Origin of the sequence: Rubricoccus marinus (assembly GCF_002257665.1) — a bacterium.
GTDB lineage: Bacteria > Bacteroidota > Rhodothermia > Rhodothermales > Rubricoccaceae > Rubricoccus > Rubricoccus marinus.
Window position 1 is genome coordinate 3,245,395 of record NZ_MQWB01000001.1, and the last position, 12,245, is coordinate 3,257,639.

The 12,245-nt window shown below is 71.8% G+C and carries 14 protein-coding genes and 1 tRNA gene; 8 read left to right on the top strand and 7 right to left on the bottom strand.

Going from position 1 to position 12,245, the window contains the following annotated elements:
• The first annotated feature begins 33 nt into the window (after positions 1-33).
• Genes BSZ36_RS13715 through argH form a run of 3 tightly spaced genes read left to right on the top strand, consistent with a single transcriptional unit; the run spans position 34 to position 2,684 of the window.
• Positions 34-963 (top strand): fructosamine kinase family protein, encoded by a 930-nt coding sequence (locus tag BSZ36_RS13715; RefSeq protein ID WP_179271199.1) that lies wholly within the window; start codon positions 34-36, stop codon positions 961-963.
• A gap of 47 nt (positions 964-1,010) precedes the next feature.
• Positions 1,011-1,313, top strand: a complete 303-nt coding sequence (locus tag BSZ36_RS13720) for a hypothetical protein (RefSeq protein WP_094549920.1) — start codon at positions 1,011-1,013, stop codon at positions 1,311-1,313.
• Between the two features lie 42 nt (positions 1,314-1,355).
• Positions 1,356-2,684, top strand: coding sequence for an argininosuccinate lyase (argH, locus tag BSZ36_RS13725; protein ID WP_179271200.1), 1,329 nt, complete (start codon positions 1,356-1,358; stop codon positions 2,682-2,684).
• Between the two features lie 49 nt (positions 2,685-2,733).
• On the opposite strand, the gene BSZ36_RS13730 is transcribed toward argH, so the two are convergent.
• Positions 2,734-3,174, bottom strand: a complete 441-nt coding sequence (locus tag BSZ36_RS13730) for a BLUF domain-containing protein (protein WP_342760087.1) — start codon at positions 3,172-3,174, stop codon at positions 2,734-2,736.
• Positions 3,175-3,312: 138 nt separating this feature from the next.
• Here BSZ36_RS13730 and mreD point away from each other — a divergent pair, with 138 nt between their 5' ends.
• Complete coding sequence (gene mreD, locus BSZ36_RS13735) at positions 3,313-3,786, top strand: rod shape-determining protein MreD (protein ID WP_094549922.1); 474 nt, start codon at positions 3,313-3,315, stop codon at positions 3,784-3,786.
• A gap of 48 nt (positions 3,787-3,834) precedes the next feature.
• Here the strand turns inward: mreD and BSZ36_RS13740 are convergent, their stop codons facing one another.
• From BSZ36_RS13740 to thrA, 6 genes are all read right to left on the bottom strand, one after another.
• Positions 3,835-4,665 carry a 2,3,4,5-tetrahydropyridine-2,6-dicarboxylate N-succinyltransferase gene (locus BSZ36_RS13740; RefSeq protein ID WP_094549924.1) on the bottom strand — a complete coding sequence of 277 codons (831 nt, stop codon included), beginning with the start codon at positions 4,663-4,665 and terminating at the stop codon, positions 3,835-3,837.
• Positions 4,662-5,171, bottom strand: coding sequence for a hypothetical protein (locus BSZ36_RS13745; RefSeq protein ID WP_094549926.1), 510 nt, complete (start codon positions 5,169-5,171; stop codon positions 4,662-4,664). The genes BSZ36_RS13740 and BSZ36_RS13745 overlap by 4 nt, the downstream gene beginning before the upstream one ends.
• Positions 5,172-5,195: 24 nt before the next feature.
• Positions 5,196-5,579, bottom strand: a complete 384-nt coding sequence (locus BSZ36_RS13750) for a nuclear transport factor 2-like protein (protein WP_094549928.1) — start codon at positions 5,577-5,579, stop codon at positions 5,196-5,198.
• The gene (gene dapA, locus BSZ36_RS13755; protein WP_094549930.1) at positions 5,576-6,514 is read right to left on the bottom strand and encodes a 4-hydroxy-tetrahydrodipicolinate synthase; all 939 of its coding nucleotides are present in this window, start codon (positions 6,512-6,514) and stop codon (positions 5,576-5,578) included. The genes BSZ36_RS13750 and dapA overlap by 4 nt, the downstream gene beginning before the upstream one ends.
• 99 nt (positions 6,515-6,613) lie before the next feature.
• Entirely contained in the window at positions 6,614-7,369 is a 756-nt protein-coding gene (dapB, locus tag BSZ36_RS13760) for a 4-hydroxy-tetrahydrodipicolinate reductase (protein ID WP_094549932.1), read from the bottom strand.
• Between the two features lie 36 nt (positions 7,370-7,405).
• A complete protein-coding gene (gene thrA, locus BSZ36_RS13765) occupies positions 7,406-9,865 on the bottom strand; it encodes a bifunctional aspartate kinase/homoserine dehydrogenase I (protein WP_094549934.1) in 2,460 nt (819 codons plus the stop codon).
• A 154-nt stretch (positions 9,866-10,019) separates the two neighbouring features.
• On the opposite strand from thrA, the gene BSZ36_RS13770 reads away from it, so the two are divergent.
• The 4 genes from BSZ36_RS13770 (at position 10,020) to BSZ36_RS13785 (ending at position 12,229) form a co-directional block, all read left to right on the top strand.
• Positions 10,020-10,092: transfer RNA gene (locus tag BSZ36_RS13770), tRNA-Ala, on the top strand.
• Positions 10,085-11,470 carry an MATE family efflux transporter gene (locus BSZ36_RS13775; protein WP_218827669.1) on the top strand — a complete coding sequence of 462 codons (1,386 nt, stop codon included), beginning with the start codon at positions 10,085-10,087 and terminating at the stop codon, positions 11,468-11,470. Before BSZ36_RS13770 ends, BSZ36_RS13775 begins: the two co-directional genes overlap by 8 nt.
• A gap of 127 nt (positions 11,471-11,597) precedes the next feature.
• Positions 11,598-11,846 carry a hypothetical protein gene (locus tag BSZ36_RS13780; RefSeq protein WP_094549936.1) on the top strand — a complete coding sequence of 83 codons (249 nt, stop codon included), beginning with the start codon at positions 11,598-11,600 and terminating at the stop codon, positions 11,844-11,846.
• A complete protein-coding gene (locus BSZ36_RS13785; RefSeq protein WP_094549938.1) occupies positions 11,846-12,229 on the top strand; it encodes a hypothetical protein in 384 nt (127 codons plus the stop codon). The genes BSZ36_RS13780 and BSZ36_RS13785 overlap by 1 nt, the downstream gene beginning before the upstream one ends.
• The last annotated feature ends 16 nt before the right edge of the window (positions 12,230-12,245 follow it).

Here is a 12,245-nt window from a genome sequence, read left to right on the forward strand (position 1 = left end):
GGCGCCTCCCGCAGCAGCACTAGGTTAGGCGCCATGCCCTCCGACTCCCGCTTCCAGAGGCTCGAACCCCTCACCGGCACCATCACACGCACGCGCCCCATCGGCGGGGGCGACACCTCGCAGGCCGCCCGCATCGAGGCCTCTGGCGGCACCTTTCTCGCGAAGTGGAACGCCGGTCCGGGCGGCGACTCGTTCGAGGCCGAAGCTGAGGGCCTCGCCGCGCTCCGCGAAGCCGCCCACGCCAGCGGCGCAGAGCTTCTCGTGCCCGAGCCGCTGCTGGCCGTCAACCGCGCGCCAGAGGCCGAGGGCCTGCTGCTGCTCCCCTGGATCGAACCCGGTGATCCTACACCCGGGGACTGGCGGCGCTTCGGGCGCGCTCTCGCCACGCTCCACCGCGCCGAGCCACCAGAGGCGCAGACCGCCGGGGCCTCTGGCGCCTACGGGTGGCACGCCGACAACTGGATCGGCAGCAAGCCACAGCACAACGGCTGGCTGAACGACTGGCCCACGTTTTTCGGCGAGCGCCGCCTGCTCGCCCAGGCCGAGGTCGTCCGCGCCTCCGGATCGGTGTCTGGAGCAGGTGCCGACGCGTGGCAGGCCGAGTGGGACGGGCCCCTGGCGCGCCTCGTCGCGAGACTACCCGAGATTCTGCCCGCGCGTCCTCACCCCAGCGTGCTCCACGGCGACCTGTGGGCCGGCAACGCCCTCGCGGCCTCTGGCGGACGCTTCGCGCTGATCGACCCGGCCGTGTACGTCGGCGACCGCGAGGCCGACCTCGCCATGACCGAGTTGTTCGGCAGCTTCGCACCCGCCTTTTACGAAGGCTACCGGGAGGCGTGGCCTCTGGCGCCTGGCTACGCGGCACGGCGCGAGGTCTACAACCTCTTCCACCGCATCAACCACCTTACGCACGGGCCTGGCTACGCCCAGGGCGTGGCCGCGGTGCTCGCGCAATTCGAGTGAGGCCCCGCGCGAAGCGGAGTAGGTTGCGGCTCCCTACCCTGCGAGCCATGAAGCGCTCTCTCCTCGCTCTCTTCCTCGCGATCTCGTTCGCGGGATGCCAGTTCGAGAACCGCCCCGACGGCGGCAACCCCGACCACACCGGCGCCGACAACGCCGAGCAAGACGCCTACGAAGCCACCACCGGCTCTCAGGGCGCCGTCCCCGCGCCTCGCGCTGACGACGCGGCCAGCACCGCGCAAGAGGCCCTCGGCGGCGCGCCCGCTTCTCCGGCGCCTGCTGAGGAGACGCAAGACATGCTGCCACCGCCGACGAGCGGTGCGCCGGCCTCACCTCCTCCTCCCTCGCAGTAGCCTCTGGCGCCAGAGGCCCTGCCCCCCGATAGGCCGATTCACATGAGCGAGCCCACGCCCACCGCCCCCGAGTCCCCGTCCCCGCGCGCCATCTGGCACAAAGGCACCGCCGCCGCGGACTGGGTCACGCGCTTCACCGTCGGCGAGGACTGGCGGTGGGACACGATCCTGCTCCCGTACGACGTGGAGGGCACGCGCGGGCACGCCTACGGGCTCCGCCTCGCGGGCGTGCTTACAGAAGCCGAGGAGCAGGAGATCGGCGACGCGCTCACGGACATCTATGACGCCTGGGTCGATGGCCAGATCGCGGTCACGCCCCAGGACGAGGACATGCACACCGTGATCGAGCGCGAGCTGACGGCGCGCGTGGGCGAGGCGGGCAAGAAGATCCACGCCGGACGCTCCCGAAACGACCAGGTGCTCGTCGCGCTGCGGCTCTGGCTGCGCGACGCGCTCGGCGCCATCGCCCGCAGCGGGCGCGAGGCCTGCGCCGCGCTGATCGAGCACGCCGAAGGGGGCGACGCGCTGCTCATGCCGGGCTACACGCACCTTCAGCGCGCCATGCCCACAACGGCCGGCCTCTGGGCCGCCGGCTACGCCGAGCTCCTGCTCGACGACCTCGCAGGACTCGCCGACGCCGCCTCCCGCGCCGACGCCTCCCCGTGGGGCAGCGCCGCAGGCTACGGCGTGCCCAGCCTGGACCTCCCGCGCCGAGAGGTCGCTGAGCGCCTGGGCTTCCCGCGCGTGCAGGAAAACGTGACCGCGGTCCAGCTCTCTCGCGGCAAAGCCGAGGCCTCGGTTGTCCACGCGCTGGTGCAGATGGGCCTGACCGCCAACCGCCTCGCAAGCGACCTCGTGCTGTTCGCCACGTCGGAGTTCGGCTTCGTGACGCTCCCGCACGAGTACACGACCGGGTCGTCCATTATGCCGCAAAAGCGGAACCCGGACGTGCTGGAGCTGGCCCGCGCAACGGTCCACCGCCTTACCGCCGAGCTCCACCTGCTGCTCACGCTCCCGGCCGGTCTCCCCGGCGGCTACCACCGGGACCTTCAGCTCACCAAGGAGGCCACCATGCGCGCCGTCATGGCCGCGCAAGACCTCATGACGGCGCTCGGCGCTGTCCTGCCCGGCATCGAATGGCAGGAGCGGGCCATGCGCGAGGCGCTCTCCCCCGACCTGTTCGCAACTGCCGAGGCGCTCGACCGCGTCGCCTCTGGCGAGGCGTTCCGCGACGCCTACCGCGAGGTGGGGACGCACCTCGGCGCGCTCTCCGTTCCGCCAGAGGCCGAGGCGCTGGAGTCCTATCAGACGCCCGGCACGCCGGGGCGCGTGGACGTGGCCTCGCTCCGCCAGAGGCTCCACGCGCTTTAAAGGCGATTGGCTGCCGAACGCAGAGGCGCGAGCGCCTAGCCGGTCAGCTTTAGCCCGTCGGCGCGTGCCGCCTGCGGGTCGCCTCTGGCGACATCCGCATCTTCCGCTTTGCTTGGGGCCGGATGGTGTGCGCCCGCGCCACGAGGGAATCGATCTCGGCCGACACGATCTCCTCGCTCCCCAACCGCTCGAACTCCATCGTCCAAGAAGGGAACTGCCGGCGCTCGATCGGGCCTTCGAAGGGGCGTCCTACGAACGCGTGGCGCGCGTCGCACAGGATGGAGAAGTACAGCAACTCGCGCACGCGCCAGTCCTCCCCCTCAATCCACTGAGCGAACAGCCCCACCTCGCCTTCTGTGGCGGCGTACACCAGACGGCCTGTAATGCCCCGCTCGGCGTTCTTACGCCGCGAGACAGCCAGTATCTCAGCGAGGTCCTCTTCGGACATCGGCTGGATCGGGCGGGAGGCGTAAAGCGCGGCGTACACCACTGGTTCATCGGGGAGGATCGTAGGCTCTCACGCCCGCGAGGTCCCCAGGTTCGCCGGACCCGGCCAGCTTCTGGCGCGTAGCCGGTTCCCGCCGCCGCCCGGTGTAGCTTTGCGCCTCCTTTCCCGACCGCCTTTCGAATGCCGACCCTCGTCCGTCAAGTGCTCATCGGCCTTGGCGTGGTACTCGCCCAGTGGCTCATTTTCAGCCGCCTTCCCATCTGGGGAGTCGTTCCCGACGTTGTCCTGCTCTACGTCGCGATCATGGCGTTGCGCTACGGTCGCGTCACGGGGGCCATCGCGGGGTTCGCGGCGGGGCTCGGTGCAGATTTCTTGATTCTCGGCAGTTTCGTGGGATTGGGAGCGCTGATCAAGACGATCCTCGGCTTCGTGGTCGGCATTTTCCGCTCGGAGCGCGGGGAGATGCTGCGGCTGGACCCGTTCACGGCGTTTGTCGGCGCGCTCGTCCTCGCGGCCGTGCACAACGGGCTGATGGTCATCCTGATGGCGCTCGACGAGGGCACGCGGACGCTGTTCCTCGTGTTCGGCGTGTGGCTCGGCGCCGCGCTCTACACGGCCGTCGTGGCGCTCGTCGGCTCGCTATTCAGGCGCTAAGGGAGGCGCGGCCTCTGGCGCCAGAGGCCGCCCCCGCTCGTTACAGGCCTACCGCAGCGCCTCTTCCAGGGTCGTGCTCGCGTCCGTGCTCGCGTCGCGGTACTTGACGATCATCGGCGCCGAGAGCGAGAGGCCGTGCTCGCGGCCGAAGTCGGAATCGACCGCGCGCGTGCCCGGCACGACGACGGCGCCCGCGGGGATCTCCAGCGGCGCGTCGCCAGAGGCCCGCAGCGTGGTCTCGTTGGCGAGGTCGTAGACGCGGGAGCTCCGCGTGAGGATGACGCCCGCGGCCAGGACGGCGTTTTCGCGCACGACGGTGCCCTCATAGACGCCGCAGCCGCCGCCGACGAACACGCCGTCCTCGATCACGACCGGCGCCATGCCGATGGGCTCCAGCACGCCGCCGACCTGGGCAGCGGCCGAGAGGTGCACGTCCTTACCGATCTGCGCGCAGCTCCCCACGAGCGCGTGGCTGTCCACCATCGTGCCGCTGTCCACGTAGGCGCCGACGTTGACGTACATCGGCGGCATGCAGACGACGCCGGGCGCGAGGTACGACCCGCGGCGGACCGTCGACCCGCCGGGCACGATGCGCACGCCGGCCTGGGGTGAGAACGCCTGGGTGGGGTACGTGTCCTTGTCGAAAAAGGCGAACGGCCCCACGGACTGATCCACGATCGCGCCGACGCGGAAGCCGAGCAGGATGCCGCGCTTGACCCACCCGTTGGCGCGCCAGAGGCCGCTGGCGTCGCGTTCGGCGGAGCGGGCCTCGCCCGCTTCCAGCGCGTCGAGCAGGTCCGAGACGGCCGCGCGGGCGTCGTCGCGGTCGGGAGAGTCCTGGGAAGTGAGAGCGTCGAGGCGGGTCTGGAGGTCGGTCATGGGGCGGGAGGTGCAGAGGGTGGCCTCTGGCGAAGAAAAGGGAGAAATGCGAGAGCCGAGAGCAGGAGGCCGTAGCCCCACATCACGGGGTAGAACGCCAGCGCGAGGGGGCGGCTGGCTGCGTACAAGGTGTACTCGGGGCCGCAGAGCGAGTGCTCGCCCCAGCCCGTTTCCAGCATGTGCGGGACGTAGAACAGAAGCGGCGCGAGGGTGAGAAGCGGGACCATCGCGCGGTGGTTCCTCCACGCCGCGCCAGAAGCTGCAAGGAGCGGAACCGCGCCGCCCGCGAGGATGGAGCAGAGCCCGAGCGTGACCGCCCAGGAGTCGTCGTCGCCCATCGTGCAGGTCGTCGCCTGTGACAGCATGATCCACAACGGCCACGAGCCGAGAACGACGATGGCGGCGCCGGAGAGCCACCCCTGCCTCTTGCGAAATAGCAGCGCGGCGAGAGCGCCGACCGCGAACGCGGCGCCGAACAGGATCGCGAGGCCACGCAGCAATTCCATGAGAGCGGCCTCTGGCGCCAGAGGCTAGTTCGCGGAGGGCGTGGGAGCGGGCGCGTCCACGAAGTGCAGGATGCGCTGAAGGCGGCCGTCCCCCGCGGCATCGGCGATCAGGACGCCGGTGGAGTGCACGTCGTCACCATCAGCTAAGCGCCACGGGAGGCGGCAAACGCCGTGGTGCGCGTCGATGTGGCCCGTGGGCTCCATGCGGTGGCCGTGGCGCTCGCGGAAGTACGCGATGTGGGAGGCCACGGCAGCCCAGCCGTTCAGCGGCCGCTCGGCGTTGGGGTCCAGAAGGACGACATCGGGCGCGCAGCCGGCGAGGAGACGCGCCGAGCAATCGTCGGCGTCGGTCGCGTTCCAGGCGGCGAGGTAGTTCTCCAGCGACTCGGCAGGGGTAGACGTTTTCATCGCGCGGCGGGGGTGGTGGCAGGGGGCGCCAAGTGGGAGCGGTACGCGTCCATCACGCCGCCTCTTGCGGCGTCCGAGAGCGGCGCCAGAGGCAAGCGGAGGGCGTTCTCCATCAGGCCCATCTCGGCGAGGACGGCTTTGACGGGCCCGGGGTTGGCCTCGTGGAAGCTCGCGCGCATGGCGTCGAGAAGGTGGAAGTGGAGGACGCGGGCGCCCTCGAATTCGCCCGCGAGGCCCAGCCGGACCATCTCGCTGATGGCGCCCGGGACGGCGTTGGCGATCACGCTTACGAGCCCGTCGGCACCGAGCGCGAGCATGGGGACCGTGAGGTCGTCGTCGCCGGAATAGACGGCGACGCCCTCGGGCCGGTGCGCGAGGATGTCCGCGACCTGGTTGAGGTTGCCGCTGGCCTCCTTAACGCCGACCACGCTCGGGACCGCCTCCGCCACCATCAGCGTGGTCTCGGCGGTGAGGTTGGAGCCCGTGCGGCCGGGCACGTTGTACAGCACGATGGGGCAGTCCGTCGCGTCAGCGATGGCGCTCACGTGGCCGCGCACGCCCTCTGGCGTCGGCTTGTTGTAGTACGGGCCGACGACGAGCAGGCCGTCCGCGCCGGAGGCCGCCGCCTCTTGCGAGAAAGCCACCGACTGCGCGGTGTTGTTCGTGCCCGTGCCGACGATGACGGGCACGCGCCCGGCGGTGTGCTCCAGCGCGAGGTCGACGAGCCTCTTGCGCTCGTCGTGCGTGACCGTCGGGTTCTCGCCCGTCGTGCCCAGCACGACGAGGGCTTCGACGCCGGCGTGGCCGCCGGAGCCGTCGATGGTGAAGTCGATGATGCGGCGGAACGCGGCCTCGTCGATCGCGCCCGAGGCGTCGAACGGGGTGACGAGCGCGGGCGCGATGCCGCGGAAGAGCATCTGGCGGGACGGTCCCATGGGAGTAGAAAAGGTGCGGGGCAAGATCGCGCCGTGGACGCGGAGCCGCCGCCGCGGGTTCGCCTCTGGCGCCAGAGGCCTCTGGCGCTCTGCCACTCCCTACTGGCGACTCCCCACCGGCCCCCAGTCCTCCAGCATGTCGTCGAGCGTGAACAGGCCGGTCTTGCCACGCACCCACTCGGCCGCGCGCACGGCGCCAGAGGCGAACGCCCGGCGGTCTTTGGCGCGGTGCGTGACGGTGATCTGGTCCACGGCGCTGTCCAGCCCCACGGTGTGCTCGCCGAAGATGTGCCCCGCGCGCGTGCTGCTGACGTGGAGCGCCTCTGGCGAGATCGCCCCGTGCTGCGTCTCGGGCTCGACGCGCGTTTTGCGCGAGAGGCCCGCCAGAAGCGTGTTCGCGAGGTGAAGCGCGGTCCCGCTCGGGCTGTCCACCTTGCCTGTGTGGTGGAGCTCGTGGACCCACGCGTCGTAGTCGTCCAGCTCGTCTAGAAGCGGGAGCATGCCCTGGAGCGCGCGGACGACGAGCGCGACGCCGAGCGAGAAATTGGGCGCGTAGAGCACGCCGTTCTGGCCCTCCTCGACCCACTCCTCCACCTTCGGGAGGTCGTCGTACCAGCCCGTCGTGCCGACGACGGCGTCGGCGCCCCAGAAGGCGTACTGATGCAAGTGGTCGAGCGCGAGATCGGGCGCGGTGAAGTCGATGCAGACCTCGGCGCCGTGGAGCGTCTCGGGATCGCGCGAGTCCAGAAGGGGGCGCGCCTCGTCGAAGCGCGACACGATCTCGTGGCCGCGCTCCAGCGCGACGGCCTCGACGGCCTGGCCCATCCGGCCGGTTCCTACCAATGCGAGCTTCATTCTGTTGTTCGGGGTGGGGGCCTCTGGCGCCAGAGGCTACCGCATGAGTTCGGCGGCGCGGACGATGTCGGCGAGGAGGACGGCGGCGGTCACGTCGGCGCTGGCGCCGGGGCCCTGGAAAAAGATGGGGTGGTCGCCGGTCCGCTCCGTGTGCACCACGATGGCGATCTCGGAGGGGCGGAGCGCGGCGAGAAGGGAGCCGGCTTCGGCGCGGACGGCCTCGGCGCCGGCGCGGATCGCGCCGCCTTCGGCGAGGCGGCCCACGTACTGCACCTCGCCCCCGCCGACGGCGGCGATCCGCTCGGCCCAGGCGTCGTCGGACTCCGGGAGGCGCTCCCAGAACGTGGCGAGGGGCACGCCGCGGAGCGCGTCGGGGACGAGGCTCTCCAGTTGCGCGTCCTCCGGGTTGACGTCCAGCCCGACCTCGCGCGCGAGCAGCGAAAGCTTGAGCGCGACGTCGCGGCCCGAGAGGTCCTCGCGGGGGTCCGGCTCGGTGTAGCCCGCCTCGTGGGCCTCGCGCACGGCCTCGGAAAAGCGGGCGCCCGCGCGCATCCGCGTGAGCACGTAGGAGAGCGTGCCCGAGAGCACGCCCTCGATGGCGAGCACGCGCGCGCCGGTCCGCACCAGATCGCGCAGGCGGGCCACGACGCCGAGGCCGGCGCCGACGGCGGCTTCGTAGAGGTACGGGACCTCGCCCTCACGGGCGGCAGCGTGCGTCTGCCTCCACGCCTCCAGAGGCATCGCGGTCGCGGCCTTGTTGGGCGTCACCACGGCTACGCCCGCGCGGAGCAGGTCAGCGTGGCGGGCGGCGACGGCCCCGCTCGGCGTGGCGTCGACCACGACGAGACGCTCGACGCGGGCCCCCGCGAGGCGCTCCACCACGGCATCGAGGTCGGCCTCTGGCGCCCCTGCGAGAGCATCCGGTGCGGTGCTGGGCTCCAGCCCGGCCGGGTCGAGGAGCAGGCGCGAGGAGTTCGCGAGGCCGACGAGGCGGAGGTTGAGGTCACCGGCGAGCAGCGCGTCCTGCCGCTCGCCGAGAAGGCGCAAGAGGCGCCGCCCCAGCGTGCCCGCCCCGATCACGGCGACGTGGGCGCGGATCCGCCTCAGCGCGAACGCCTCGTGCAAGGCCGTGATGGCCGCCACGGCGTCGGCGTCCGCGACGGCGCACGAGATGGTGTGCGCGCTGGCGCCCTGCGCGATGGCGCGGACGTTGACGTGGGCGCGCCCGAGCGTGGCGAACAGCCGGCCGGCCAGCCCCGGCGCGCCTTCGAGGTGCGCCCCGACGGCTGCGACCACGGCGGCCCCGCCCTCTGCCTCCACGCCCAGCACGTCGCCGCGCTCGATCTCTCTCGCGAGCCTCTGGCGCAGCGTCGCCACGGTGCGTGCGGCGTCGGCCTCGCGGACGGCGAGGCACAGGCTGCCCTCCGCCGACGCCTGCGCGACGAGAAAGACCGGGATCTCGGACTCCGCCAGAGGCCCGAACACGCGGGCGGCGAGGTCCGGCACCTCCAGAGACGCCGTGCCGGTCACGCGCACGAGCGCCGCGCTGCGCACCGCCGTGACGGCGTCGATGCGGCCCGGCCCGGCGTCGTCCATCGGCCCGACCGTCGTCCCGGCGTCCTCTGGCGCGAGGGTGTTGGCGATGCGGAGCGGGATGCGCGCGTTCGCCAGAGGCCGCATCGTCCGCGGGTGGAGCACCTTGGCACCGAAGTGCGCGAGCTCAGCCGCGGCGCCGTAGCTCAGGCGCGGGAGCGTAAACGCCTCGGGCACGATGCGCGGGTCGGCGGAGAGCACGCCGCTCACGTCGGTCCAGATCACGACCTCGCGGGCGTCCAGCGCGCCGCCGAGGATGGTCGCGGTGTAGTCCGAGCCCGAGCGGCCGAGCGTGGTCCGCACGCCGTCCTCGGTGCTCCCCACGAAGCCGGTCACGACCGCGACGGCCTCTGGCGGCACGTTCTCGAACGCCTCGCGCACCAGCTCGCGCGTCGCCTCCATGTCCACGGTCGCCTCGTCGAAGCGCGCGTCTGTGCGGACGAGGCCGCTGGCGTCCAGGTCCACGGCCTCAACGCCTGCGGCGCGGAACGCCGAGGCTACGAGCGGCGCGCTGGCACGCTCGCCGGCCGTGATAATGGCCGCGCGGACGCGTGGCGTGCACTCGCGCAGGAGCGAGACGCCATCGAGAAGCTCACCAACCTGCGTCCAGATGGCGTCCAGGCGCTCCGCCAGAGGCCCGCGCTCGCCCTCTGGCGTGAGGACAGCGAGCGCGTCGGTGTGCCGCTTGCGGATGGATCCCAAGCGGTCCCGGTGCTCGCCCGTGCGGTCCACGGCGTGCTGGATCGCGGCCAGGAGGTCATCGGTGACGCCCCCAAAGGCGCTGACCACGACCACGCGGCGCTCGGAGCCCGCCTCTGGCGTGAGGCGGACCACGCCGCGCACGCGCTCGGGCGTGCCCACGGACGTGCCGCCAAACTTGGCGACGGTGAACGGGAGGGGCATGGTGGGATCGGAGAGAGGCGAGGCTCGCGGAATCTACCGGCGCAAGAGGCCGGCCGAAGCGCGCGCCAGAGGCTCTCCACCCGGGGTCCCGTTCGTCTTCGCGCTGTGTCCATTGACGCGCGCCGCGCCAGAGGCCTACCTTTGTCGTCCTGCCGGGGCATTAGCTCAGCTGGTAGAGCGCCTCGCTGGCAGCGAGGAGGTCAGCGGTTCGACTCCGCTATGCTCCACCCCGGACGGCCGCCGCGCTTCGTGCGTGGCGGCCGTTTTTTTGTGCCGCCGCCAGAGGCCTCTGGCCTCCTTATGCGCCTGAGCCCCACCGACCGAGAGATCGCCGCGCTCGCCGTCCCCGCGCTCGGCGCGCTGGCGGCAGACCCGCTGGTGTCGCTTGTCGACACCGCGTTCGTGGGGCAGACCGGCGTCGTGCCTCTGGCGGCGCTCGGGGTCTGCACTGCTGTGTTCGGGTTCGCGTTCCTGGCGTTCAACTTCCTCGCGTACGGGACCACGCCGCTCGTAGCCGGCGCCCACGCCAGAGGCGAAGGCGACGAAGTGAGCCGGCTGGTGTGGCATGCGCTGGCGCTCGCGCTCGGCGCCGGGCTTCTCGCGATGGCGGCCCTGGAGGTGTTCGCCGTGCCCGTTCTGCGCGTGATGGGCGCCTCTGGCGCGCTCTTGGACGAGGCGCTGGTGTACCTCCGGATCCGCGCGCTGGCCGCGCCGGCCGTGCTCGTCATCATGGTGGGCCACGGCGCGTTCCGAGGCGCGCAGGACACGCGGACGCCGCTGTGGGTCACGCTCGGCCTCAACCTCGTCAACCTCGTTCTCGACCCGCTGCTCATCTTCGGGCTGGGCTGGGGGCTCGCCGGGGCCGCGTGGGCCACGGTGATCGCCCAGGCCTCTGGCGCGGGCGTGTTCGTGTGGCTCCTCCTGCGCGGCACGCGCACCGCGCCGCCGGTCCGGCGCCAGAGGCTGCAGTGGGCCGTGATCCGGCCGCTCGTGCAGATCGGGGGAGACCTCGCGCTGCGGGTGGCTCTGTTGGTGGGCACGCTGACGTTCGCGACTGCCGTCGCCGCGCGGCTGGGCACGCGGGCGGTGGCGGCGCACCAGGTGGCGCGTGAGCTGTGGCTGTTCCTCGCGCTGGTCGTGGACGCCCTCGCGGTCGCCGGGCAGGCGCTAGTGGCGCGCTACCGCGGCATGGACGAAATGGCGAAGGCCCGCGAGGTCTCCGACCGGCTTCTGGCGTTCGGGCTCGTCACCGGCGCCGCGCTCGGCATCGCGTTCTGGCTCGGGGGACCGTGGCTGATCGGCCTGTTCACGGACGACCCCGAGGTGGCCTCTGGCGTGGCGATGCTGTTCCCCTTTGTAGCCGCGATGCAGCCGTTGAACGCGCTCGTGTTCGTGTGGGACGGCGTGTTCATGGGCGCCGAGCGCTTCCGCTTTCTCGCCCTCGCGATGTGCGTGTCCGCGCTCGTGGGCTGCGCGGTGATCGCGCTGGTCCTCCCGCTGGGCCTCGGGCTGGCGGGCGTGTGGTGGGGCATCACCGCGTTTATGGCTGCCCGGCTGGCCACGCTCGCGGTTGGCTACCGGGGCCTCTGGCGCGCCGCCGCATGACCTCGCCAGAGGGGACGGCCGACGCGTGCCATAGGGAAAACCCTCGAAGGCGCTGCGGCGGTGAGATCGAGAAACAGCGCGCGCCCAGGACTGGTGAGAGACACCCCTTCACCAACGCATTTCCGACATGGCAGACGCCACCGACAAAGTCGACACCCCCATCGGCCACACTGAGACCTGGCCCGAGCTGGCCATTGGCCTCTGGGACAAGCTCACCGGCCGCGGCGCGGTGATCGAGTACACCTTCGAGGACTTCAACGTCTCCGTCCCCAGCGGCGCAGGCAAGAACGCCACCCACGCGGATTGGAAGATGAGTGGCACGCTCCGCATCCGCACCCGCGACGAGGAGCACGGCGGCGCGCTCAACTCGAACTAGTGCGGCGCCCGCTGCACATCGAAGCCGACCTGGACCTGACCGTAGACGGCCACCCCGTCGCGGTCAGGGGCCAGGGAAAACGCGTCGTCATCGAAGTAGACGAGCCGCAAACGGCGTGGCGCGTGATGCGCGCACACCGCCCGGGCGCAGACCTCGTGCGGACGCTTGCGGGCCTCTTGCGCGATCACGACGTGGACGTCGAAGTCCAGGTCGGGGGCCGTGCCGTAGGCCGCATCGGCTCCGAAGCCGAACCCGGCCTGATCTCGCGTGCGCTCGGCGTACCCGTCGAGGTCACGCCGCCGCCGGTCCCACGCAAGGTGCTCTACGGTGCCGCAGTGCTCGCGGCCCTCGGAGGGCTCGCGCTGATCTTGCGCCGCCGCTAAACGCTGGCGTCGCCCG